At 67.7% G+C, this 22202-nt stretch carries 21 protein-coding genes; 5 read left to right on the top strand and 16 right to left on the bottom strand.

Annotated elements, in window-relative coordinates; translation table 11 throughout:
• Window positions 1-90 precede the first annotated feature (90 nt).
• The 14 genes from CFN17_RS12455 to CFN17_RS12390 form a co-directional block, all read right to left on the bottom strand.
• Window positions 91-1260, bottom strand: a complete 1170-nt coding sequence (locus CFN17_RS12455; RefSeq protein ID WP_208748019.1) for an adenosine deaminase — start codon at window positions 1258-1260, stop codon at window positions 91-93.
• Window positions 1261-1292: 32 nt separating this feature from the next.
• Window positions 1293-2042: a DedA family protein gene (locus CFN17_RS12450; protein WP_261792186.1), complete on the bottom strand. Its 750-nt coding sequence runs from the start codon at window positions 2040-2042 to the stop codon at window positions 1293-1295.
• A 243-nt stretch (window positions 2043-2285) separates the two neighbouring features.
• Complete coding sequence (locus CFN17_RS12445; RefSeq protein WP_208748018.1) at window positions 2286-2921, bottom strand: DedA family protein; 636 nt, start codon at window positions 2919-2921, stop codon at window positions 2286-2288.
• 170 nt (window positions 2922-3091) lie between these two features.
• Window positions 3092-4423: a thymidine phosphorylase gene (locus CFN17_RS12440; protein WP_208748016.1), complete on the bottom strand. Its 1332-nt coding sequence runs from the start codon at window positions 4421-4423 to the stop codon at window positions 3092-3094.
• Window positions 4420-4824: a cytidine deaminase gene (locus CFN17_RS12435; RefSeq protein ID WP_208748014.1), complete on the bottom strand. Its 405-nt coding sequence runs from the start codon at window positions 4822-4824 to the stop codon at window positions 4420-4422. Before CFN17_RS12435 ends, CFN17_RS12440 begins: the two co-directional genes overlap by 4 nt.
• Before the next feature lie 2 nt (window positions 4825-4826).
• On the bottom strand, window positions 4827-6137 hold the full coding sequence (locus tag CFN17_RS12430; RefSeq protein WP_208748012.1) for an ABC transporter permease: 1311 nt from the start codon (window positions 6135-6137) through the stop codon (window positions 4827-4829).
• Window positions 6134-7540 (bottom strand): ABC transporter permease, encoded by a 1407-nt coding sequence (locus CFN17_RS12425; RefSeq protein WP_208748010.1) that lies wholly within the window; start codon window positions 7538-7540, stop codon window positions 6134-6136. Before CFN17_RS12425 ends, CFN17_RS12430 begins: the two co-directional genes overlap by 4 nt.
• The gene (locus tag CFN17_RS12420; RefSeq protein WP_208748008.1) at window positions 7533-9161 is read right to left on the bottom strand and encodes an ABC transporter ATP-binding protein; all 1629 of its coding nucleotides are present in this window, start codon (window positions 9159-9161) and stop codon (window positions 7533-7535) included. The genes CFN17_RS12425 and CFN17_RS12420 overlap by 8 nt, the downstream gene beginning before the upstream one ends.
• Before the next feature lie 165 nt (window positions 9162-9326).
• Entirely contained in the window at window positions 9327-10394 is a 1068-nt protein-coding gene (locus CFN17_RS12415) for a BMP family protein (protein ID WP_208751474.1), read from the bottom strand.
• Window positions 10395-10743: 349 nt separating this feature from the next.
• The gene (locus CFN17_RS12410; protein WP_208748006.1) at window positions 10744-11775 is read right to left on the bottom strand and encodes an NADP-dependent oxidoreductase; all 1032 of its coding nucleotides are present in this window, start codon (window positions 11773-11775) and stop codon (window positions 10744-10746) included.
• Window positions 11772-12203 carry an organic hydroperoxide resistance protein gene (locus tag CFN17_RS12405; RefSeq protein WP_208748004.1) on the bottom strand — a complete coding sequence of 144 codons (432 nt, stop codon included), beginning with the start codon at window positions 12201-12203 and terminating at the stop codon, window positions 11772-11774. The genes CFN17_RS12410 and CFN17_RS12405 overlap by 4 nt, the downstream gene beginning before the upstream one ends.
• Before the next feature lie 133 nt (window positions 12204-12336).
• Window positions 12337-12801 carry a MarR family winged helix-turn-helix transcriptional regulator gene (locus tag CFN17_RS12400; RefSeq protein ID WP_208748003.1) on the bottom strand — a complete coding sequence of 155 codons (465 nt, stop codon included), beginning with the start codon at window positions 12799-12801 and terminating at the stop codon, window positions 12337-12339.
• A 567-nt stretch (window positions 12802-13368) separates the two neighbouring features.
• Complete coding sequence (locus tag CFN17_RS12395; protein WP_208748001.1) at window positions 13369-14568, bottom strand: amidohydrolase; 1200 nt, start codon at window positions 14566-14568, stop codon at window positions 13369-13371.
• Window positions 14569-14663: 95 nt separating this feature from the next.
• Window positions 14664-15797 (bottom strand): mannose-1-phosphate guanylyltransferase, encoded by a 1134-nt coding sequence (locus CFN17_RS12390; protein ID WP_208747999.1) that lies wholly within the window; start codon window positions 15795-15797, stop codon window positions 14664-14666.
• Between the two features lie 267 nt (window positions 15798-16064).
• Between CFN17_RS12390 and sdhC the strand changes: the two genes are divergently transcribed.
• The 5 genes from sdhC (at window position 16065) to CFN17_RS12365 (ending at window position 20500) form a co-directional block, all read left to right on the top strand.
• The gene (sdhC, locus tag CFN17_RS12385; RefSeq protein ID WP_091250876.1) at window positions 16065-16445 is read left to right on the top strand and encodes a succinate dehydrogenase, cytochrome b556 subunit; all 381 of its coding nucleotides are present in this window, start codon (window positions 16065-16067) and stop codon (window positions 16443-16445) included.
• Window positions 16446-16448: 3 nt separating this feature from the next.
• A complete protein-coding gene (locus tag CFN17_RS12380) occupies window positions 16449-16913 on the top strand; it encodes a succinate dehydrogenase hydrophobic membrane anchor subunit (RefSeq protein WP_208747998.1) in 465 nt (154 codons plus the stop codon).
• A 120-nt stretch (window positions 16914-17033) separates the two neighbouring features.
• Entirely contained in the window at window positions 17034-18833 is a 1800-nt protein-coding gene (gene sdhA, locus CFN17_RS12375; protein WP_208747992.1) for a succinate dehydrogenase flavoprotein subunit, read from the top strand.
• Window position 18834: 1 nt separating this feature from the next.
• Window positions 18835-19617, top strand: a complete 783-nt coding sequence (locus CFN17_RS12370) for a succinate dehydrogenase iron-sulfur subunit (RefSeq protein WP_208747991.1) — start codon at window positions 18835-18837, stop codon at window positions 19615-19617.
• A 118-nt stretch (window positions 19618-19735) separates the two neighbouring features.
• Window positions 19736-20500, top strand: coding sequence for a S9 family peptidase (locus CFN17_RS12365; RefSeq protein WP_208747990.1), 765 nt, complete (start codon window positions 19736-19738; stop codon window positions 20498-20500).
• On the opposite strand, the gene CFN17_RS12360 is transcribed toward CFN17_RS12365, so the two are convergent.
• Together CFN17_RS12360 and CFN17_RS12355 are read right to left on the bottom strand one after the other, a co-directional pair.
• Window positions 20463-21641: a YihY/virulence factor BrkB family protein gene (locus tag CFN17_RS12360; RefSeq protein ID WP_261792185.1), complete on the bottom strand. Its 1179-nt coding sequence runs from the start codon at window positions 21639-21641 to the stop codon at window positions 20463-20465. The genes CFN17_RS12365 and CFN17_RS12360 overlap by 38 nt on opposite strands.
• Entirely contained in the window at window positions 21586-22200 is a 615-nt protein-coding gene (locus tag CFN17_RS12355; protein ID WP_208747989.1) for a 2'-5' RNA ligase family protein, read from the bottom strand. Before CFN17_RS12355 ends, CFN17_RS12360 begins: the two co-directional genes overlap by 56 nt.
• Window positions 22201-22202 lie beyond the last annotated feature (2 nt).

Raw genomic sequence — 22202 nt, 5'->3', positions numbered from 1 at the left:
CAGGGGCAGTGCTCGCGCAGGGCGGCAATGACGGAGACGAGCTCCGCTGCCGCGGGCACGGGCTGCCCCCGGACGGGTGTCGGGTCCTCGTTAGCCAAGGTCGGCGTAGGCCTCGTTGATGTATTCGACCAGCGCTTCTTTCTCCTCCAGCGGGAGGAAGGCGGCCTCGGCGGCGTTGAGGGTGAGCTCCAGCAGGTCGTCGAGGTCGTAGTCGAAGGTCTCGACCAGAAGTTCGAACTCGTCGGTGAGGGTCACGCCGCTCATCAGGCGGTTGTCGGTGTTGATGGTGACGTTGAAGCCCAGCTGGTAGAGCATGTCCAGCGGGTGGCTTTCGATCCCTTCACCGAAGCCGGAGATGGCGCCCGTCTGCAGGTTCGAGGACGGGCAGATCTCCAGGGCGATGCCGCGGTCCCGCACCCAGCTGGCGAGCTCGCCCAGGGTCACCATGCCGATGGTGTCGCTGACTTCCTCGCCGAAGCCTTCGGAGTCCTCCCAGGCCTCGTCGACCTCTTCGAATTCGATTGAGATGTCCTCGGCGATCCGCACGCCGTGGCCCAGGCGCAGGGCGCGGCCGTCCACCAGGGCGGACTGGATGCTGTCCAGGCCGGCGGCCTCGCCGGCGTGCACGGTGGCCGGGAAGTTGTGCTGGGCGAGGTACGTGAACGCGTCCCGGAAGCGGGCGGGCAGGAAGCCGTCCTCGGCGCCGGCAATGTCAAAGCCCACCGCGCCCCGGTTCCGGTGGCGGACTGCGAGTTCGGCGATTTCCTGGCCGCGGTCGGCGTGGCGCATGGCGGTGATGAGCTGGCCCACCTGGATGTCGCGGCCGGTTTCGGCAACGGCGTCCACGCCGGCGTCGAGTCCGGCCTGGACGGCCTCCACGACCTCATCCAGGCTGAGGCCCTTCTGCAGGTGCTGCTCGGGGGCCCAACGAACTTCGCCGTACACGACGCCGTCGTCGGCCAGGTCCTCGACGAATTCCTTGGCGACGCGGAACAGGCCTTCCTTGGTCTGCATCACGGCGATGGTGTGGTCAAAGGTTTCCAGGTAGCGCACCAGCGAACCGGAATCGGCGGATTCCCGGAACCACTCCCCCAGGGCGACGGGATCGGTCGAGGGCAGCGTGTGCCCGACGGTCTCGGCCAGTTCAATGATGGTGGCCGGGCGCAGGCCGCCGTCCAGGTGGTCGTGAAGGGAAACCTTGGGGAGGACCTTCAGGTCGAAGTCGAGGTCAGGGGCAGCGTCAGGAATAGTCTCAGTCACGTTCCAACCATAGGGTCGCGGGGCGCCGGATGCTACTTTCCGGAGGCTCCGGCTTCAGAGCCCGGGCCGGCCAGCATCGCGCCGTGCCCCTGGGTAGCGTGCCCCTGGGTAGCGTGCCCCTGGGCCGCATGTTCCGGGGCGGGCGCTTCCGCGGTCCGGTCCGGGCGCGTGTCGTGGCGCCCCAGGCGCTTGTGCCACCAGCGCAGCAGGTGGTCGATGAGGACCCCGAGCACGATCGCGAACACCACGGCGATCCCGGCGCTGAGCAGCGGGTTGTGGTGCAGCCACGGGAAGGAACTGGCCAGCAGGCCAATGCCGATCGAATAGGCGACCCACGTCAGGCAGGCGAAAGCGTCCAGGAAGAAGAATCTCCGGTGCGGAAACGCCGTCGTTCCCGCCACGTAGTTGACGGCCACGCGGCCCCACGGGATGTAGCGGGCCGTGAAGATCAGGACGGCGCCGCGCTTTTCGAGCTCATAGTGTGCCCAGGCGAAAACCTTCTGGACCTTGGGCTTCCGCATCCAGCGGAACCGTTCCAGGCCGATCTTCCGGCCGAGCAGGTACGCCATGTTGTCGCCGGCCATCGCCCCGACGAGTGCCGTGAGCCCCAGGATCCAGAGGTTGGGCTGGCCGCTGTGCACGGAGTACGCCGAAAGGGCAACGATGAGGGTCTCGCTGGGGACCACCATCGCGAAGCCGTCCACGAAGAAGAAGACCAGCAGGAGGGGGTAGATCCACCACTGACCCGCGGCATGGAGCACGGCCTCGTTAATGAACTCCATGCGGGCGGTGCTCCTCGATGAATGGGTGCGGACGGGTGAACGGTTACGGACAATCACACCGTGACGGCGATGCCACTGGCGTGCGGGTGGAACCTGGGACGGACTGCGCCCTGCGGACGTGACGCAAATCGCTCCTAAGTGTCCCACGCCCGGGGCGCGGTCCGCTACGTTGCAGGCGGCGGATCTTCGGGCGGCCGCCGTGTCACGGCGGAGCAGGTTGCACCGGGTGCTGCAACGGATGCGCTAGGTCTCGGCGGGCGGGACCGAAGAGGCCGGTTCCTCCGTTGTGCGGCCGCGGACCCTGCTGATCACGAAGTCGACGAACAGGCCCAGGACAATCGCGCAGACGATCGCGATGCTCGCGCCGAGGACGTGGTTCTTCTCGAACCACGGACCAACGAACAGGCCGATCCCCACCGAGTACCCGGCCCAGAGCACCGCCGAGAGCACCGTCAGGCCCATGAACCTGGGCCGCGGGTAGTGCGTTGCGCCGGCGGTCAGGTTGACGGCCACCCGCCCGATCGGTACGAAGCGCGCCACGAGGATCAGTGACGCGGCCCGTTTCCGCAGTTCCCGTCCGGCCCAGGCAAAGGCCCCCTGCATCCGGGGGCCGCGCATCCAGGCCCAGCGGCGGGTCCCGGTCCTGCGGCCGATCAGGTAGGCGAGGTTGTCTCCCACCCAGGCCCCGGCGGCGGCGGTCGCGATCAGGAGCACCGGGTTGGGGACGCCCGCGGTGGCAGCGACGGCGGCGAGGCCCACCACCACCGATTCGCTGGGGATCGGCGGGAAGAAGCCATCGATGACACAGCAGGCAAACACGAGAACGAGGACCCAGGGCTGCCCTGCGGCGGCGAGGATGAAGTCGTTGATTGCCTGCACAGCTTCCTAACGCACGGCGGGGCCCGGTTTCTCCCGGAAAGTTGTGCTGTCAGTGTACTGCCCCGCCCAGCCCGTTGCCCCATCACGCATGGCGGCCAAATCTCTGGGTTGAGGGCTGTTTAAGGGCCATACGTGATGGGGCAACGCGGGGTTGTCGGCCCGCCGGGTCCTCAGGCGATGCGGTCGATGATCAGCTTCTGGGCGGGCCGGGAGCCTTCCGGTGCGATCACGGCGGCGTGCTCCAGCGCTTCCTTGGCACGGCCGAACTTCTCCGGGGTGTCCGTCAGCAGCGTCATGAGCGGCTCGCCGGCGCGGAGCGTGGCGCCCGGTTTGGCGTGCATCCGCACCCCGGCCCCTGCCTGGACCTGGTCCTCCTTGCGGGCGCGGCCGGCGCCGAGGCGCCATGCGGCGACGCCGACGGCCATCGCGTCGAGCTCCACCAGGACGCCGTCGGCCGGGGCGTAGATGACCTCGGATTCCTTGGCGACCGGAAGCTTGGCGCGCGGGTCGCCGCCCTGGGCCTCGATCATCCGGTTCCACACGTCCATGGCCCGGCCGTCGCGCAGGGCGGCCCGGGGGTCGGCGTCGCGGACACCGGCGCACGCCAGCATTTCCTCCGCGAGCCGTACGGTGAGTTCGACGACGTCTTCCGGGCCCCCGCCGGCCAGGACCTCCACCGACTCCTCAACCTCGATCGCGTTGCCCGCAGTGAGGCCCAGTGGCGTGTTCATGTTGGTCAGCAGGGCCACGGTGTTCACGCCGGCGTCCTTGCCCAGGGCCACCATGGTCTCGGCGAGCTCGCGGGCACGGTCCTCGTCCTTCATGAACGCGCCGCTGCCCACCTTGACGTCGAGGACCAGCGATCCGGTGCCCTCCGCGATCTTCTTGCTCATGATCGAGGATGCGATCAGCGGGATGGCCTCGACGGTCCCGGTAACATCCCGGAGCGCGTAGAGCTTCTTGTCGGCCGGGGCCAGTCCCGCGCCGGCGGCGCAAATGACGGCGCCGACGTCCTGGAGCTGGGTCATCATTTCCTCGTTGCTCAGGGCCGCGCGCCAGCCCGGGATCGCCTCGAGCTTGTCCAGGGTCCCGCCGGTGTGGCCCAGGCCGCGGCCGGAGAGCTGCGGGACGGCCACGCCGAAGACGGCCACCAGCGGGGCCAGCGGGAGAGTGATCTTGTCCCCCACGCCGCCGGTGGAGTGCTTGTCGCTCGTGGCCTTCATGCCGCCGTCGGGCCGGCGCAGGCTGGAGAAATCCATCCGCTCGCCGGAGGCGATCATGGCCGCGGTCCAGCGGGAGATCTCGGCGCGGTCCATGCCGTTGAGCAGGATGGCCATGTTCAGGGCGGCCATCTGTTCGTCGGCGATGGCGCCGCGGGTGTACGCGTCGATCGTCCAGTCGATCTGGGCGGGGCTGAGCACGCCCTTGTCCCGTTTGATGCGGATGATGTCGACGGCGTCGAACGCTTCAGTCGTACTGGCGGGCTGTGTCGAAAGTGTCACCGGGGTTCCTCCAGGTGTTGGGGGCCAAAGGCATCGGGAAGGACCTGGTCCATGGTCTTGATTCCCTGGGTGGTCATGAGCTCCATATCGGAAGCCCGGAATTCGTAGAGCAACTGTCGGCAGCGCCCGCAGGGCATGAGGACGTTGCCGCCGGCGTCGACGCAGTAGAAGGCGCGCAGCAGTCCGCCGCCGGTCATCTGCAGGTTGCCGACCAAGGCGCACTCGGCGCACAGGGTCAGCCCGTAGCTGGCGTTTTCGACGTTGCAGCCGCTGACGATCCGGCCGTCCCCGGTGAGGGCTGCCGCCCCCACCGGAAACTTCGAATACGGCGCGTAGGCGTTCTTCATGGCGGAAACCGCCGCAGCCTCGAGCGCGGCCCAGTCAACCGGTGTGGTCTCCACGGTCAGCCCTTGACGTACGGTATGCCGTCGGCCGCCGGCGGCCGCGAGCGGCCGACGAGTCCGGCCACGGCGAACACGGTCACCAGGTACGGCAGCATGGCCATGAACTGGCTCGGCACGGGGGTACCGATGATCGTCACGATGCTCTGCAGGTTGTCGGCGAAGCCGAACAGCAGCGCGGCGAAGAATGCCCCGATCGGGTTCCAGCGGCCCAGGATCATGGCGGCCAGGGCGATGAACCCGCGGCCTCCGGAGATTTCCTTGGTGAAGCTGTCGATCGCGACGAGGGTGAAGAACGAGCCGCCGATCCCGGCCACCGCGCCGCCGAGCGTGACGTTCCAGAAGCGGGTGGCGTTGACCTTGATGCCCAGGGTGTCGGCGGCCTGCGGGTGTTCGCCCACAGCCCGGACGCGCAGGCCCCACTTGGTCTTGAACAGTGCGATCCACACCACAATCACGGCCACATACATCAGGTACCCCACCACGGACTGCTTGAACAGGATGGGGCCGATCACGGGAATGCCGGAGAGCACCGGGATGTCGATGATGGGCAGCCGGCCGGGCGAGTTGTATTTCTCCGGGTCCGACTGCATCACGGTAGTGAACAGGAAGCCGGTGAGGCCGGAGACCAGGACGTTGAGCACGACGCCGACAATGATCTGGTTGACCACGTACTTGATGCTGAACAGGGCCAGGACCATCGAGACGAGGGCGCCGGCGACGGCCGCCGCCAGGAGGCCCAGGTAGGGGTTGTGGGTCAGGCTGGCCACGAGCGCGGCTGTGAAGGCGCCGCCCAGCAGCTGGCCCTCAATGGCGATGTTCACGACGCCGGCGCGTTCGCACAGCACGCCGGACAGGGAACCGAAGACGATCGGCACGGCGAGCGTCACGGACCCTGCGATCAGGCCCGCCAGCGAGATGCTGGGGGTCCGGGCGCCGCCCACCACCCAGATCAGGAAGGCGACCACAAACACCACCGTGAAAGTGACCGGCAGCCAGCGCGGGGGCCGGGCGTTCCGGTTCGCCTTCAGGACCAGGGCGTAGCCGGCGAGGCCCAGCAGGACCACGGAGAGCACCATGCCGCTCAGGAAGGCGGGCACTTCGATTGCCGGCAGCTGGAAGAAGTCGCCGCCGGAGGACACCCCGAATTTGGCGGTCCCCTGCGGGCCCAGCAGGCCAAAGAAGATGAAGGCGACGACGGCGAGCACCGCGAGCGTGACCGGCACCTTCCAGGTCACGGGCTTGGCGGACTGCCCCGGCGTGTGGTTCTTCTCCGGCTGCGGTTTGACGGGCGAGGTTGCTGTTGTGCTCATGCGGCACCTCCGGTGGTTGCTGCCTGCTTGGGGGTGCCGGCGGTGGCGGACTTCTTCTTGCGCGGGTTGAGCCCGAAAATGGCCCGGACCAGGGGCGGCGCCGCGATGAACAGCACGATCAGCGACTGGACGACGAGCACGATGTCGATCGGCGTTCCGGTCTGGATCTGCATCTGGACGGCGCCTGCCCGGAATGCTCCGAACAGCAGGCCGGCCGCGAAGGTGCCCCACGGGGACGAGCGGCCCAGCAGGGCCACGGTGATCGCGTCAAAACCGTAGGTCGCCGCGACTCCGTCAGTCAGGACCTTCTCGGTCCCGGCCACCTGGGCGACGCCGGCCAGGCCCGCCAGGCCACCGGCGATGGTCATTACCAGGACCGTGGCCCGGGAGACGTTGATGCCGGCGGTGAGGGCGGCCTTCGGGTTGGCGCCGACGGCCCGGAATTCGAAGCCGATCGTGGAACGGTTCAGCAGCCACCAGACGAAGACCGTGGCCGCGATGGCCAGCAGGAAGCCCAAGTGGAGCCGGTACTGGCTGCCGAAGAGCAGCGGGTACACGGCGTTGGGGTCCAGGATCGGGGAAATCGGGGTGGACTCGCCCGGGCGCTGGAACAGGTCCGTGTCGAGCAGGTAGCGCAGCAGATACAGGGCGATGTAGTTGAACATGATGGTCACGATGACCTCATGGGCACCCGTGCGGGCTTTGAGCACGCCCACGATTCCGCCCCAGACGGCACCGCCGACGACGCCGGCCACCAGGACCAGCAGCAGGTGCAGCCCCAGCGGCAGGTGCAGGGCGAAACCGACCCACGAGGCCAGGATGCCGGCCATGATGATCTGGCCCTGCGCACCAATGTTGAACAGGCCGGCGCGGAAGGCCAGCGCCACGCCGAGGCCCGCGGTGATCAGGGGCGTGGCGATGGTCAGCGTCTCCATGAGCGGGGCGAACTGCCCGGCCACGCCGGTCCCGCGGGGGTTGAAGACCGCGCCCTGGAAGAGGGCGACGTAGGACCGGGTGGCGGCAGACCAGACGGCGGTGAGGAAATCCGTGGGACGGGCGAAGAAGTAGCCCGCGGTGGTGCCGACCACTTTGTCCGTGACGGCGATCAGGAGTCCGCCGAGGACCAGGGCGAGCAGCACGGCCAGGATGGTCACCATGCCGTTGCCGGTGAAGATTCTGCGCATCAGCGACTCGGGCTCGTCCGGGGTGCCGGGAAGGTGGCCGCTTTGGGTCGAGACCGGGACCGCGGAGGGCTGCATGGCGCCGCCGGCGGTGTCCAGCGAGGTGACGTACGCTTCGTCGTCCTCGTCGGGCGTCTCAATGTCCGCGTCGATGGCCTGGTCTGCCGGAATCCGGTCCGGGTCCGGTGCGGCCGCGCGGCGCGGCCCGGTGTTCTCACTCATGGTGGTCTCCTACGGCGCCGGAGCGGGGCTCCTGCTCGGACGGGGCGGTTGCCGGGTTCGGGGCGGGGGTATCTGCGGGGCTCTGCGCCGGGTGCCGCCCGGCGGCCTCGGCCTGGGCTTCGGCCGGCGACACTCCGGCCATCATCAGGCCGAGGACGTCGCGGCCGGTGCCGGCCGGGACGATTCCGACCAGCCGGCCCTTGTAGAGGACGGCGATCCGGTCGGCGAGTTCAATGACCTCGTCCAGTTCGGTGGAGACGATCATGACCGGCGTGCCATGGTCCCGTTCAGCGACGATCCGCTTGTGCAGGAACTCGATGGACCCCACGTCCACGCCGCGGGTGGGCTGGGAGGCGATGAAGAGCCGCAGCGGCCGGGACAGTTCCCGCGCCATGACGACCTTTTGCTGGTTGCCGCCGGACAGCGTGCCGGCGGCCAGGGAGCCGGACGGGGTGCGGACGTCGAATTCCTCGATCCGGGTCTTGGCGTTCTCCAGGACCTTGGCCGGGCTCATGCTGATGCCCTTGGCGAACGGGGCCCGGTCGTAGCGGTCCAGGATCAGGTTCTCGGCGATCGAGAAGGTCCCGATCAGACCGTCCAGGGAGCGGTCTTCGGGGACGAACCCGACGCCGGCGTTCAGGACGTCCTTGACGCTGCGGCCCAGGAGTTCTTCGCCGTCGAGGGTGATCGAGCCGTGGACCCGGTCGTGCAGGCCCAGGATGGCCTCGGTCAGTTCGGTCTGGCCGTTGCCCTGGACGCCGGCCACGGCGAGGATCTCGCCGCGGGCGATCCCGAAGCTGATGCCGTCCACGACGTGCTGGCCGCTGGGCGCGATCACGGTGAGGTCCTTGACCTCAAACGTGGTTTCCTGCGGATTGGCGGGTGCCTTGTCCAGGGTCAGGCTCACGGCGCGGCCCACCATCATGGATGCCAGCTCGGTGGTGGAGGCGCCGGGATCGGCCGTGCCCACAACTTTGCCGCGCCGGATGACGGTGATGGTGTCCGAGACGGCTTTGACCTCGCGGAGCTTGTGCGAAATGAAGACGATGGAGGTGCCGTGGCTCTTGAGCTGGCGCATGATGTCCAGGAGCTCGTCGGTGTCCTGCGGGGTCAGCACGGCCGTGGGTTCGTCCAGGATGAGCACCTTGGCGTCGCGGACCAGGGCCTTGATGATTTCCACCCGCTGCTGCACGCCGACGGGGAGGTCCTCGATCAGGGCGTCGGGGTCGACGTCGAAGCCGTAGCGGTCGGAGATCTCCCGGATCTTCCGCCGGGTGTCATCGAGGTCCAGGAATCCGCCGGTCTTGGTGGTTTCCGCGCCCAGGGCCACGTTTTCCGCGACGGTGAAGACGGGGACGAGCATGAAGTGCTGGTGCACCATGCCGATGCCGGCGGCCATGGCGTCGCCGGGGCCGCGGAAGGTGACCGGTTTGTCGTCAATCAGGATTTCGCCCTCGGTGGGCTCGTACAGTCCGTAGAGGACGTTCATCAGCGTGGACTTGCCAGCGCCGTTCTCGCCGAGCAGACAGTGGATCTGCCCGGGTTCAACAACCACATCGATGTGATCGTTTGCTACCAGGGAGCCGAAGCGTTTAGTAATGCCCTTGAGTTCAAGTTTCAAAACTCTGACCAATCTCGAGGTGTCCGGAAGGCTTGGTCCGGACGCGTAGTGGGGGCTGCAGCACCAGCTTAGTGCCTGCGGTCCGGGCCGCAGCGGGGCCGCAACGAAAAGCGCCACAGCCCGTGCGGTGGTGACCGGACGGGCCGTGGCGCTTAGCGAAGGAAGTTAGGACTTCGGGCTTGCTGCGGATTCAACCTTCAGCTTGCCGTCGGCGATGTCCTTCTTGATCTGGTCGAGCTCGGACTTCAGTTCGGCCGGAACCTGGGAGTCCAGGTCGTGGAACGGAGCCAGCTGGACGCCGTCGTTCGCGAGGGTGCCGACATACGGCGCGTTGGTGAACTGGCCGTCCTTGTCCTGCTTGACGACGGTCTCGACGGCCTCGCCCATCAGCTTCATGACGGAGGAGAGCATGATGTCCTTGTAATCCGGGGCCGTGAGGAAGCCGTCGGAGTCAACCCAGATGAGCTTGACGTCCTTGCCTGCGGCCTTGGCTTCCTTCAGCGCGGCGCCCGCGCCCTTGCCGACCGGACCGGCGACGGGCATGACGATGTCGGCGCCCTGGTCCAGGAAGTTCTGGGTGAACTGCTTGCCCTTGTCCTGCTTTTCGAAGTCACCGGTGAAGGAGCCGTCCTGCTTGGCTTTGTCCCAGCCCAGCAGCTTGACGTCCTTGCCCTTCTTTTCGTTGTAGTACTTCACGCCGTCGGCGAAGCCGTCCATGAAAATGGTGACCGTGGGGATCTTGATGCCGCCGAAGGTGGCGACCGTTCCGGTCTTGGTGGTGCCGGCTGCGAGGTAGCCGGCCAGGAATGCGGCCTGGGCGGTGTCGTAGATGATCGGCTTGACGTTGCTGATCGGGGTGTCGTAGCCGTAGTCGATGATGGCGAAGTGCTTGTCCGGGTTCGCCGTGGCCTGCGCCTTGGTGGCGTCGCCGAGGAGGAAGCCGACCGTGATGGTCAGGTTGCAGCCCGCGGCGACCATGGCGCGCAGGTTCGGCTCGAAGTCGTTGTTGGTCTTGGACTCCGCCTGGTTGGTCTTGATGCCGAGGTCTTTTTCGGTCTTCTTCAGGCCCTCGTAGGAAGACTGGTTGAACGACTGGTCGTCGAACCCACCCGAGTCGGACACGATGCAGCCGGTGTAGTTGCTGGCGGTCTGGGTGGCGGTGCTGGCCTCCGGGGCAGCCCCGCAGCCGGACAGCAGGAGTGCAGCCGCGCCCGCGGTGGCGACGCCGGCCATTGATCCGCGCTTGAAGGTGGCACGCAGAGAGTTCTTCAATTTTCCTCCAGGAAGAAAGAGTAAGCGCTACGACGGGAGCTCAATGAGTGTCTGTCTGCGGTGTTCCGCTGAATTCTGTTGTCACTGATGGATTCGCAGCACTGCGCCGAGGCGCACTGATGAAGCCACTGTAGTGTCCTGCGACACGTCGACGTAGCAGACTTCACAGCAATTACCCAGATTGTTGAGAACTTGTTACCTTGCGGTAGCCGGTCCCGGCTGCGGGCCCGGGCATGCGGACGCCTCCGGCACCGGCCCCGAGGGGACCGGCGCCGGAGGCGTCCGCGTACAGGGGCTGTGCCGGCGCTGGCTACAGCCGGACGAGCATCTTGCCGGTGTTGCCGCCGTCGAGCAGGTCCATGAAGGCTTGCGGGGCGTTCTCCAGGCCGTCCACGATGGTCTCGTCGTAACGGACCGTGCCGTCGGCCAGCCAGCCCGAGAGCTTCTCAACGAACTCGCCCATGTACTGCCAGTAGCCGCCGACCAGGAATCCCTTGAGGGTCAGCTGCTTGCCGATCGCCAGCATCAGGTTCCGCGGCGCCGGCGTCGGCTCCGTGGAGTTGTACTGGGCGATGGCACCGCACATGGCCACCCGGCCGCCGACGGTGAGGGCGGACAGCGCGGCCTCGAGGTGCTCGCCGCCGACGTTGTCGAAGTAGACGTCAATCCCCCGCTCCCCCGCGGCCGCAGCCAGCTGTTCGGCCACTGGTCCGTCGTGGTAGTTGAAGGCGGCGTCGAAGCCGAGCTCGAGCAGGCGGGCCACCTTTTCCGGGGAGCCCGCGCTGCCGATCACGCGTGAGGCGCCCATCGCCTTGGCGATCTGCCCCACCAGGGAGCCGACGGCCCCGGCGGCGCCGGAGACGAAGACGACCTCGCCGGGCTTGAACTCCGCGACTTTCAGCAGCCCCGCGTAGGCGGTCAGGCCGGTCATGCCGAGCGCGCCGAGGAAAGCGGAGGCGGGGGCCAGGTCCGTGCGGGCCGGGGCGGTGGCGGCCGCGTCGACGACGGCGTATTCCCGCCAGCCGAGGCTGTGCACGACGGTGTCCCCCACCGCGCGGTCGGCCGAGCGGGAGGCGATGACCTCGCCGACGGCGCCGCCCTCCATGGCGGCGTCCAGGGCGAACGGTGCAGAGTACGACTTCACGTCGTTCATGCGGCCGCGCATGTACGGGTCCACGGAGATGTAGAGGTTGCGGACCAGGACCTGGCCGTCCTGGAGTTCCGGCAGCACCGATTCGGCGAGGCGGAAGTTGTCCGGGACGGGACGGCCGTGCGGGCGGGAGGCGAGCTGGATCTCCCGCGTGGTGGCGGGCAGGGTGCGGGTGCTGGTGTTGGTGCTCATGCGGCGACCTCCAGGATCGTGATGTCGACAGTGATGTTGCCACGGGTGGCGTTGGAATAGGGGCAGACCTCGTGGGCTTTCGCCACGAGGGTCTCGGCCGTTGCGCGGTCCACGGCGGGCAGGGCGATTTCCAGTTCGGCGGCGATGCCGTAGCCGGCGCCGCCGTCGAGGGCGCCGAGGTGGATCTTCGCGGCGACGGCGGAATCGCTCAGGTCGGCTTTCTGCTGGCGGCCGACCAGGCGGAGAGCGGAGTGGAAGCACGCGGCGTAGCCCGCGGCAAAAAGCTGCTCCGGGTTGGTCCCCGCGCCGTCACCGCCAAGTTCCACCGGGCTGGCGAGGGTGACGCTGAGCTTGCCGTCCTTGCTGACAGCGGTGCCGTCGCGGCCTTCGCCGGAGGCCAGGGCCTCGGCTGTGTAAAGGGTCTTCATGAGTATCCGTTCTCGTCGAGGAAATCAGGGGTTCAGCGGGGAAATCGCCGGAAGCGTGCGCAGTCGCCGTAATCATCCGGCGAGTTGGCACGCCTCCAGCGATTTCGACGTCGGTGGCGTCCGCCGCGAAGGCTCAGTGGGAGGCGTGCAGCGCGGCGGTCAGCCGGCCCAGGGTTTCGCGGAGCTGGTCGAGTTCCACGGCGGTGAGCCCGGCGGCGTCAGCGAGGCGCTGCGGAATGCCGCCGGCCTTTTCACGCAGGGCCGCTCCGGCGTCGGTCAGGAAGATTTCGACCCGCCGCTCGTCCTCGGCGGACCGGCGGCGCTCGACCAGCCCGAGGGCCTCGAGCCGCTTGAGCAGCGGCGAGAGCGTGCCGGAGTCGAGCCCGAGCTCCTCCCCCAGTTCACGGACGCTGCGCGGTTCCGCCTCCCACAGCACCAGCATGGCCAGGTACTGCGGGTACGTCAGGCCGAGCTCCTCCAGCATGGGCCGGTACACCGCCGTGGCGGCGCGGGAGGCCGAGTACATCGCGAAGCACACCTGCCGGTTCAGGCGCAGGGCTTCCGGACCGGCGGGGCGGGCGGTCTCTGGCGTCGTCATAGTTCGAGACTACCGCACAATTTACCTGTGCACAATTCAGTTGTGCACAACCCAACTATTCCCGAGGGGACATGCTCATCCAGCGGCCCTACCAAAGGGCATGCCCATTCTTCGTCCCCCACGCCGCGGGACATGCTCTCCCCCTGGCCGCAGCAACGGACATATGCCCCACATGTCCACGCGCGGGCCCACCCGGAGAGCATGCTCATTCCTCGCGCACCCTCCGGCCCAACAGGAGAGCATGCCCATTCCTCACGCACCCAGCGGCCCTACCAAAGGGCATGCCCATTCCTCGTCCCCCACGCCGCGGGACATGCTCTCCCCCTGGCCGCAGCAACGGACAAATGCCCCACATGTCCACGCGCCGGCCCACCCGGAGAGCATGCTCAATGGTTACGCACGCGCCGGCCCACCCGGAGAGCATGCTCAATGGTTACGCACGCGCCGGCCCACCCGGAGAGCATGCTCAACGGTTGCGCACGAGGCAGGCCATCCCGCGCCATACCCCCTCCGGACAGCGAGACAAAGGTGGTGGAACTCCGCGGGCACAGGGCCCGGGCCGGGACTTTAGAGGTCGCGGATGGTGCGCAGGGCCGCTGCCGTAAGCACCCGGATGCCGAGGCCGAGGGCCCGCTCATCCACGATATAGTCGCCGCGGTGGAGGTCGTACTCTTCCCCGCCGGGGGTCTTGGTGCCAAGGCGCATCATGGCGCCGGGGGTGTCGGCCAGGAACCAGGCGAAGTCCTCGCCGCCCATGGACTGCGGGGTCAGGACCACGGCGCTCTCGCCGATTTCGGCGCGCGCAGCGGCCTCGATCAGCGCGGTCTCGTGCTCGGAATTGACCACCGGCGGCACGCCGCGGGTGTGTTCCAGGTGGACGTCGACGCCGTACGGCTCGGCGATCTGCCGGACGACCTCGTCGAGCAGCTCGCCGGCGTCGTGCCAGGCCTCGCGGTCCAGGCACCGCATGGTGCCGGCCATGTACCCGCTGCCGGGAATCGCATTGGGGGCCGAGCCCGCGGAGATCTGGCCCCAGACCACGGAGACGCCACTGCGGACATCGACGCGGCGGGACAGCACGGCGGGAACGTTGACGGCGATCTGCGCCAGGGCGAAGACCAGTTCCTCGGTCAGGTGCGGGCGGGAGGTGTGTCCGCCGCGGCCGGAGAGTTCAATTTTGATGGTGTCTGAGGCGGAGGTGATGGCCCCGATCCGGGTGCCGATCTTGCCGACCTCGATCCGGGGGTCGCAGTGCAGCGCGAGAATGCGGGGCACGCCGTCCAGGACGCCCTGCTCGATGCAGGAGGTGGCGCCGCCGGGCATGGTCTCCTCGGCGGGCTGGAAGATGATCCGGACTGTGCCCCGCAGCGGGGAGCGCTCGTGCATGCGCTGCAGCACCAAGGCGATGCCGAGCATCGTGGTGGTGTGGACGTCGTGGCCGCAGGCGTGGGTGACGCCGTGGTTCTTGGAGGCGAACTCGAGGCCCGTTTCCTCGATGATCGGCAGGGCGTCGATATCGCCGCGGAGGGCGGTGGCGATGGGTCCCTGTCCGACGTCGACCGTCAGGCCGGTGCCTTCCAGGCGGCGGGGCTTGAGCCCGGCTTCCTCGAGCCGCTTCGCCAGCTTGTCGGTGGTCCGGAACTCCTTGAACGACAGTTCGGGGTGCGCATGCAGGTCGCGGCGGAAGGCGATCAGCTCCGGCAGGAGGGGCTCCAGCCACGGCCCCACGAGGGTCGTGGGCTCTGCTTCAGTCGAATAGTTGCGCACTGAACAACTCTATCGAGCGGACGGTGAATAGCGGCATCGGGGTACGGCGCGTTACGGATTGCTGAACGCGATGTGACTGCCGGGCCCGGGCTGCCTCACAGGACGTCGGTGTCGCCCTTGGCCTTGATGGCATCCACGGCCTGCTTGACCCGCTGCGAGTGTTCCTTGGTGGTGACCAGCAGGGCGTCCGGGGTGTCAACGATCACGACGTCTTTGATGCCGATAAGGGCGATCACCCGCTTGGTGTCGGAGACCACGACGCCGCTGGCGTTCTCGGTGAAGACGCGCGCGCCCTCGCCCAGCACCGTGACCTCGTCGACTTCCTTGGCGCTGTTGAGCCGGCCCACGGAGGCAAAGTCCCCGACGTCGTCCCAGCGGAAGGTTCCGGGCACCACGGCGACGTCGCCCGCAGCGGCGGCGGGCTCAGCGACGGCGTAGTCGATGGCGATCTTGGGCAGGGTGGGCCAGACCCGGGCGGTGACGGCGTCGCGCTCCGGGGTGTCCCAGGCCTTGGCGATCTCCTGCAGTCCGGCGAAGAGCTCGGGCTGGTTGGCCTCGAGGTGCTTGAGCATCAGCGATACCGGCGCCACAAACATGCCGGCGTTCCAGACGTAGTCGCCGCTGTCGACGTACTGCTGGGCCACTTCCTCGCTGGGCTTCTCCACGAACTCCACCACGGCCTGCGCGCTGGGGGCATCCGGGATGTTCAGGTTCGCGCCGGAGCGGATGTAGCCGAACCCGGTGGAGGGGTGGGTGGGCTTGATGCCGATCGTGACGATTTTCCCGGCGGCCGCGGTGTAGACGGCCTCGCGGACGGCGTCCTGGAAGAGTCCGTCCGGGCTGATGACCTGGTCCGCGGCGAAGGAGCCCATGATGGTGTCCGGATCCCGCTCGTGGAGGATGGCGGCGGCGAGGCCGATCGCGGCGCCGGAGTCTTTCGGCTCGCTTTCCAGGACGAGGTCGGATTCCAGGACTTCGGGCAGCTGCCGGCAGACGGCTTCCCGGTGCGCTGCCCCTGTCACCACCAGCACGTGTTCACCGGCGACGGGCTGGAGCCGGTCGTAGGTGGCGCGCAGCAGCGTGCTGCCGGAACCGGTGAGGTCATGAAGGAACTTCGGGGCTGCCGCCCGCGACAGGGGCCAGAGGCGGGTCCCCACCCCGCCCGCCGGAATGACCGCCATGAAACGGTCCAGCGGTGAATCCTGGCTTGTCACTTTGTGTGTAGTCATCAGGGCTACTTTAGCCGACGGCGGCCGGATCACCCCCGGTTGGCCCCGGATCCGGGCCCTTCCACCCGCGCAGCCGCAAGCAAATGTGGCGTTCGTCTCAAAAGCGACGGAAAACCGCGCCGGGGCCGGTCAACACCGGGTTCCGAAATTGAATAAGCTGTGAGCGAAGCCTAGATTTAGGCTTGAGCTTACGAGTGCTCTCGCAGCAGGCGTTCCCCCCGCGTGGATCCCATGCCAGCGCCGCTGTGTCGCAGGGAGGTTTATTCAGTGCCGACAAAACCAGCTGGCACCTTGTACCGCGGCCGTGAAGGCATGTGGTCTTGGGTTGGACACCGCATTACTGGTGTAGTGATTTTCTTCTTCTTGTTGGTCCATGTGCTGGACACCTCATTGGTGCGTGTGTCCCCCGAGGCCTACACGGCCGTGATCGGCGCCTACAAGAACCCCCTCATGGCCCTGGGTGAAACGGGCCTTGTCGCAGCGATCGTGTTCCACGCCTTCAACGGCCTGCGGATCATCGCCGTCGACTTCTGGAAGAAGGGTGCCAAGTACCAGCGTCAGATGCTCTGGACGGTCCTGGGCCTCTGGGTCGTTGTCATGGCCGGCTTCGCCATCCGCCACCTGTCCCTCGCCCTTGGAGGTCACTAAGCCATGACTGCAACCATTCAGAGTCCCCGCAGCGGGAAGATCTCCCCGAAGTACCGCCGCACCGGTTCGTCCAAGGGCAACTTCGAGATGCTGGCCTGGCTGTTCATGCGCCTCTCCGGCGTCGTCCTGGTGGTGCTGATCTTCGGCCACCTGACCGTCAACCTCCTGGTCGGCGAGGGCATCCACGCGATCGACTTCGGCTTTGTGGCCGGCAAGTGGGCCGACCCGTTCTGGCAGTTCTGGGACCTGGCCATGCTGTGGCTCGCCATGCTGCACGGCACCAACGGCGTCCGGACGATCATCAACGACTACGCCGAGAAGGACGCCACGCGCCTGTGGCTGAAGATCGTGCTGTACGCGGCCACGACCGTCATCATCATCCTGGGGACCCTGGTCATCTTCACGTTCGATCCGTGCCCCGTGGCCAACGGCGTCCAGCTGCCCGGCGGCTTCTGCCCCGCTCCGTAGCGGCACGCGCCTCCGGGCGCTGATCCCCGCCTGCCCGCGCGGGCCCGGGTCACGAGACTTCACCGCGCAGGCCACGCCGGCGGTGTTAAACAGCGAATTTTGAGAGAAAGAGCATCTGGTATGCAGGTCCACAAATACGACGTCGTGATCGTCGGTGCCGGTGGCGCCGGGATGCGCGCGGCGATCGAATCCGGTCAGCGCGCCCGAACAGCGGTATTGACCAAGCTCTACCCCACCCGGTCCCACACCGGTGCGGCGCAGGGCGGCATGTGTGCGGCCCTGGCCAATGTCGAGGAAGACAACTGGGAGTGGCACACCTTCGACACCATCAAGGGCGGCGACTACCTGGTTGACCAGGACGCCGCCGAGGTCATGGCCAAGGAAGCGATCGACGCCGTCCTGGACCTGGAAAAGATGGGCCTGCCGTTTAACCGCACGCCCGAAGGCCGCATTGACCAGCGCCGCTTCGGCGGACACACCCGCGACCACGGCAAGGCGCCGGTGCGCCGCGCCTGCTACGCCGCCGACCGCACCGGCCACATGATCCTCCAGACCCTGTACCAAAACTGCGTCAAGCACAACGTTGAGTTCTACAACGAGTACTACGTCCTGGACCTGCTGACGGTCGAGGAAGACGCGGTCCGCGAGGACGGCACCCCCTACAAGCAGAAGCGCGTTGCCGGCGTCGTGTCCTACGACCTCGCCTCCGGCGAACTGCACGTCTTCCAGGCCAAGTCCGTGGTGTTCGCCTCCGGCGGCGCCGGCAAGGTCTTCAAGACCACGTCCAACGCCCACACCCTCACCGGTGACGGCATGGGCATCGCATTCCGCCGCGGCATCCCGCTGGAGGACATGGAGTTCTTCCAGTTCCACCCGACCGGCCTCGCCGGCCTGGGCATCCTGCTCTCCGAGGCCGCCCGCGGCGAGGGCGCGATCCTGCGCAACTCCGAGGGTGAGCGCTTCATGGAGCGCTACGCCCCCACCATCAAGGACCTCGCCCCGCGCGACATCGTGGCCCGCTCCATGGCCAACGAAGTCCGCGAAGGACGCGGCTGCGGCCCGAACAAGGACTACGTCCTGCTGGACCTGACCCACCTCGAGCCCGCGCACATTGACGCCAAGCTGCCGGACATCACCGAGTTCGCCCGCACCTACCTGGGTGTGGAGCCGTACACGGAACCGGTTCCGGTGTTCCCGACGGCGCACTATGCCATGGGCGGCATCCCCACCAACATCAAGGCCGAGGTCCTCCAGGACAACGACACCGTGATCCCGGGCCTCTACGCCGCCGGCGAGGTCGCCTGCGTCTCCGTCCACGGCTCCAACCGCCTGGGCACCAACTCCCTGCTGGACATCAACGTGTTCGGCAAGCGCGCCGGCGTCGCCGCCGCGGAATACGCCAAGACGGCCGACTTCGTGGAGCTCCCGGCCGATCCCGAGGCTTACACGCAGGAACTGCTCAACCACGTCCGCACCGCGGACGGCACCGAAAAGGTGGCCCAGATCCGCAAGGACCTGCAGGACACCATGGATGCCAACATGCAGGTGTTCCGCACCGCCGAGACCCTGAACCAGGTCCTGAAGGACATCGCGTCCTTCGAGGAGCGGTACCAGCGCATCAGCGTCCAGGACAAGGGCAAGCGCTTCAACCTGGACCTCCTCGAGGCCGTGGAGCTGGGCTTCCTGCTGGAGCTCGCCAAGGTCATGACCGTGGCGGCCCTGCACCGCGAGGAATCCCGCGGCGGCCACTTCCGCGAGGACTTCCCGGACCGCGACGACGAAAAATTCATGAAGCACTCCATGGCGTACAAGGATGAGCATGCTCCTGCGGACGGTTCCGCGGAAGCCATTGCCGGCATCCGGCTTGCCACCAAACCGGTGGTCTTTACGCGCTACGAGCCGATGGTGAGGAAGTACTAAGATGAGCGCTGAACTCGCTGAGCCAGCATCCAAGATCGAACTGCCCGCCGGCGTCGGCGGGGGCGGGGAAATCCCGTCCTTCGACGTCACCCTGCGCGTGCGCCGCTACAACCCCGAGGTCTCCGAGGACGCCACGTGGGATGACTTCAAGGTCACCATGTACGGCACGGACCGCGTCCTGGACGCCCTGCACAAGATCAAGTGGGAGCAGGACGGCAGCGTCTCCTTCCGCCGGTCCTGCGCCCACGGCGTCTGCGGCTCCGATGCCATGCGCATCAACGGCCGCAACCGCCTGGCCTGCAAGACCCTGCTGAAGGACCTGGACACGTCCAAGCCGATCACGGTCGAGCCGATCAAGGGCCTGCCGGTCGAGAAGGACCTGATCGTGGACATGGAACCCTTCTTCCAGTCCTTCCGCGAAGTCATGCCCTTCCTGATCAACCGCGGCCACGAGCCCACCAAGGAGCGCCTGCAGTCCGCCGAGGACCGTGAGCGGTTCGACGACACCACCAAGTGCATCCTCTGCGCCGCGTGCACCTCGTCCTGCCCGGTGTTCTGGACCGACGGGCAGTACTTCGGCCCGGCCGCGATCGTCAACGCGCACCGCTTCATCTTCGATTCCCGCGACGACGCCGGCGACATGCGCCTGGAAATCCTCAACGACAAGGAAGGTGTGTGGCGCTGCCGCACCACCTTCAACTGCTCCGAGGCCTGCCCGCGCGGCATCCAGGTCACCAAGGCCATCGCCGAGGTCAAGCAGGCCATCCTGTCCCGCAAGATCTAGCAAACGGTCCCACCTCCCGTAAGTTCCTCCGGGATTGAAACAACGACGACGGCGCCTCTCACCTTTTTAGGTGGGGGCGCCGCCGTCGTCTTCCGGCCCTCACACGAAAGGGGACACCGTGTCCCGCTCAGAAAAAGTCTCCTTCCAGGGTTCCACCGGCGAGCTGCTCTCCGGCATCGTGGACCTGCCGGACGGCCCGGTGAAGGGCTGGGGCGTGTTCTCGCACGGCTTCACCCTGGGCAAGGACAGCCCGGCGGCGTCGCGGATGTGCAAGGCCCTCGCCGACAACGGCGTGGGCATGCTCCGGTTCGACAACCTGGGGCTCGGCGAGTCCGCGGGGATGTGGTCGGAGGGGTCCTTCAGCCACAAGGTGGCCGACACGGTCAAGGCGGTCGAGTTCATGCGGGACGCCGACCGGCGCGTGTCCTTGCTGGTGGGCCACTCGTTCGGCGGCGCGGCCGTCCTGTCCGCCGCGCGGCAGATCCCGGAACTCAAGGCCGTGGCCACGGTGGGGGCGCCGTTCTCGCCCAAGCACGTGGCCCACGTCTTTGACGCGGCGCTGGACCGGATCCTGGCGGAGGGCAGCGCCGAGGTGGACCTCGGCGGCAAACGGGTGGAGATCCGGCGGCACTTCGTCGAGGACCTGGAGAACGCTGACCTGACGGACTGCATCCGGCAGCTGCACAAGCCGCTCATGGTCCTGCACTCCCCCACGGACAACACGGTGGGGATCGAGAACGCCAGCACCATTTTCCGCACGGCACGCCACCCGCGCAGCTTCGTGTCACTGGAGGGCAGCGACCACCTTCTGACCGGCAAGGGCCAGGCGGCGCGGGCCGCGAAGATTATTTCGGCGTGGGCCGACCAGTACCTCGACGCCTGAACGCGGCGGACAGCGGCCGCCGGCGGGCCCGGCCCTCGGCGGGCGCCTCAACCGGTGTCCTGCCCGGCTGGACCTGCCGAGAGCCCCAGCGGGCCGCCGCGGCCGCGGGCTGCGTCTTGAGATCCTCCTCCCGGATCGCCACCCACGCGGCGCAGACCACGTAGACCTGGCTGACCAGGTTGAACCAGATCAGCAGGCCGATGATGATGGCGAAGGGCGCCAGGATGGGGTTCCTCCCGGCGCTGGCCAGCAGCTGGGTGCTGAAGATCTGCAGCACGGTGGCGCCCACCGCGGCGAGCGTGGTTCCTTCCAGCAGGGAGCGGCGGGACGGATTCAGGCCTGCGGCCACCCGGTACATGATCAGCGCCGTACCCCAGCCGAGCAGGAGCGGCACGAGGATCGTGATGGAGGTCGTCAGGGGCCCGGCGATTGCGGGGTCGAGGCTGAGCTGTTCGGTCACCCAGCCCGCGGCCGTGCCGAAGATCAGCGAAACCGCGGAGCTGATCACCAGCGCCACGCCCATCAGGATCAGCGTCCCGACGTCCTTGAAGATCTGCAGGACCGGGTTCATCACCAGCGGACCGAGCCGCATCATGCCGCGCACCCCGTCGCGGATGCCACCGATCCAGCCCAGGGAGGTGAACACGGTGACCGCGGCGGCGATCAGGGCGGCCCAGCCGAGGCTGGCCGGGTTCAGCAGCTGGTAGGGATCGACGAGCCCCGGGCTGCCGTTGACCTGCAGCAGGCCGGGAGCGGCGGCGTTGACGCTCTTGAAGATCTGATCCAGCAGGGCGGGATGTCCGCTGAGGAGCAGGCCCGCGATCGAGAGGCCGGTGGCCAACAGACCCGTGACCGAGAAGAACATCCTGAACCCGATACCGGCGCTCAACAACGGGCCGCGCTGGCGGAGGTAGTGCATGTACGCGCGCACCGGCAGCAGCGCGTTGACCTTGGCCACCAGCCAGGCCACCATCGCCATCAGCGAAGCGATCCATCCGCCGCCGGAGCGCCGGGCCCGACCCCACTCCACCCGTTTGCGGATGACTTCCAGTCTCAGCCCGGCCAGGTCGGTGGGAAGGGGCGGCTCAGCGGGCGCCTGCGGTGCCGTCCTGGCCTCTGTGCTGGTGAGGTTTGGTCCCAAAGTCGAGCTCTTCCCGTAGCTGCCAGATCCCGTTGTCGTCGTGCTCGTAGAGTCCCATGCTAGCCACCGGGAACGTGGCGCGGTAATCCTTGAGGGCCGTTTCGGCCTCGTCAAGGCTTTCCGGGGCGACATCGTGGGCCACCGTCACGTGCGGGTGGTAGCTGAACGGCAGCACCCGCTCCAACGGTCCCGACTGCAGCTGCCGGTGCAGGTTCACGCATTCGCTGAAGCCGTCCTCCACCTTCAGGAAGACCACCGGGGACACAGGCCGGAAGGACCCGGTCCCGGCGATCGTCACCGTGAACGGCTCCTGCCGCCGGGCCACGTCCCGGACATGGCTGCAGGTCGCATCCCAGTCCTGCGTCATGGTGGTGGTGACCAGCGTGATGTGGGCCGGCACGACGGCGGCCATCGGGTCCCCGAAGGACGCCCGCCATCGCTGGAGCTCCTCAGCGATGGCCGCCGGGAACCTCAGGATCACACCGATGCTGATGCCCTCACTGCGGGTCTGCCCGTTCGACGTGGCGGCTGTCGCGGTGGCTTTGCTGACGGAGGACATTG

This window comes from Arthrobacter sp. PM3, assembly GCF_003352915.1.
GTDB lineage: Bacteria > Actinomycetota > Actinomycetes > Actinomycetales > Micrococcaceae > Arthrobacter.
This window is presented reverse-complemented; position numbering and strand designations above follow the sequence as displayed.

Excerpts from the sequence above, each read along its gene's own strand:
- CFN17_RS12450 (WP_261792186.1), bottom strand. The coding sequence starts at position 2,042 with ATGGAGTTCATTAACGAGGCCGTGCTCCATGCCGCGGGTCAGTGGTGG.
- CFN17_RS12430 (WP_208748012.1), bottom strand. The coding sequence starts at position 6,137 with ATGAGCACAACAGCAACCTCGCCCGTCAAACCGCAGCCGGAGAAGAAC.
- CFN17_RS12425 (WP_208748010.1), bottom strand. The coding sequence starts at position 7,540 with ATGAGTGAGAACACCGGGCCGCGCCGCGCGGCCGCACCGGACCCGGAC.
- CFN17_RS12415 (WP_208751474.1), bottom strand. The coding sequence starts at position 10,394 with ATGGCCGGCGTCGCCACCGCGGGCGCGGCTGCACTCCTGCTGTCCGGC.
- CFN17_RS12410 (WP_208748006.1), bottom strand. The coding sequence starts at position 11,775 with ATGAGCACCAACACCAGCACCCGCACCCTGCCCGCCACCACGCGGGAG.
- CFN17_RS12405 (WP_208748004.1), bottom strand. The coding sequence starts at position 12,203 with ATGAAGACCCTTTACACAGCCGAGGCCCTGGCCTCCGGCGAAGGCCGC.
- CFN17_RS12400 (WP_208748003.1), bottom strand. The coding sequence starts at position 12,801 with ATGACGACGCCAGAGACCGCCCGCCCCGCCGGTCCGGAAGCCCTGCGC.
- CFN17_RS12390 (WP_208747999.1), bottom strand. The coding sequence starts at position 15,797 with ATGACTACACACAAAGTGACAAGCCAGGATTCACCGCTGGACCGTTTC.
- CFN17_RS12380 (WP_208747998.1), top strand. The coding sequence starts at position 16,449 with ATGACTGCAACCATTCAGAGTCCCCGCAGCGGGAAGATCTCCCCGAAG.
- sdhA (WP_208747992.1), top strand. The coding sequence starts at position 17,034 with ATGCAGGTCCACAAATACGACGTCGTGATCGTCGGTGCCGGTGGCGCC.
- CFN17_RS12370 (WP_208747991.1), top strand. The coding sequence starts at position 18,835 with ATGAGCGCTGAACTCGCTGAGCCAGCATCCAAGATCGAACTGCCCGCC.
- CFN17_RS12355 (WP_208747989.1), bottom strand. The coding sequence starts at position 22,200 with ATGTCCTCCGTCAGCAAAGCCACCGCGACAGCCGCCACGTCGAACGGG.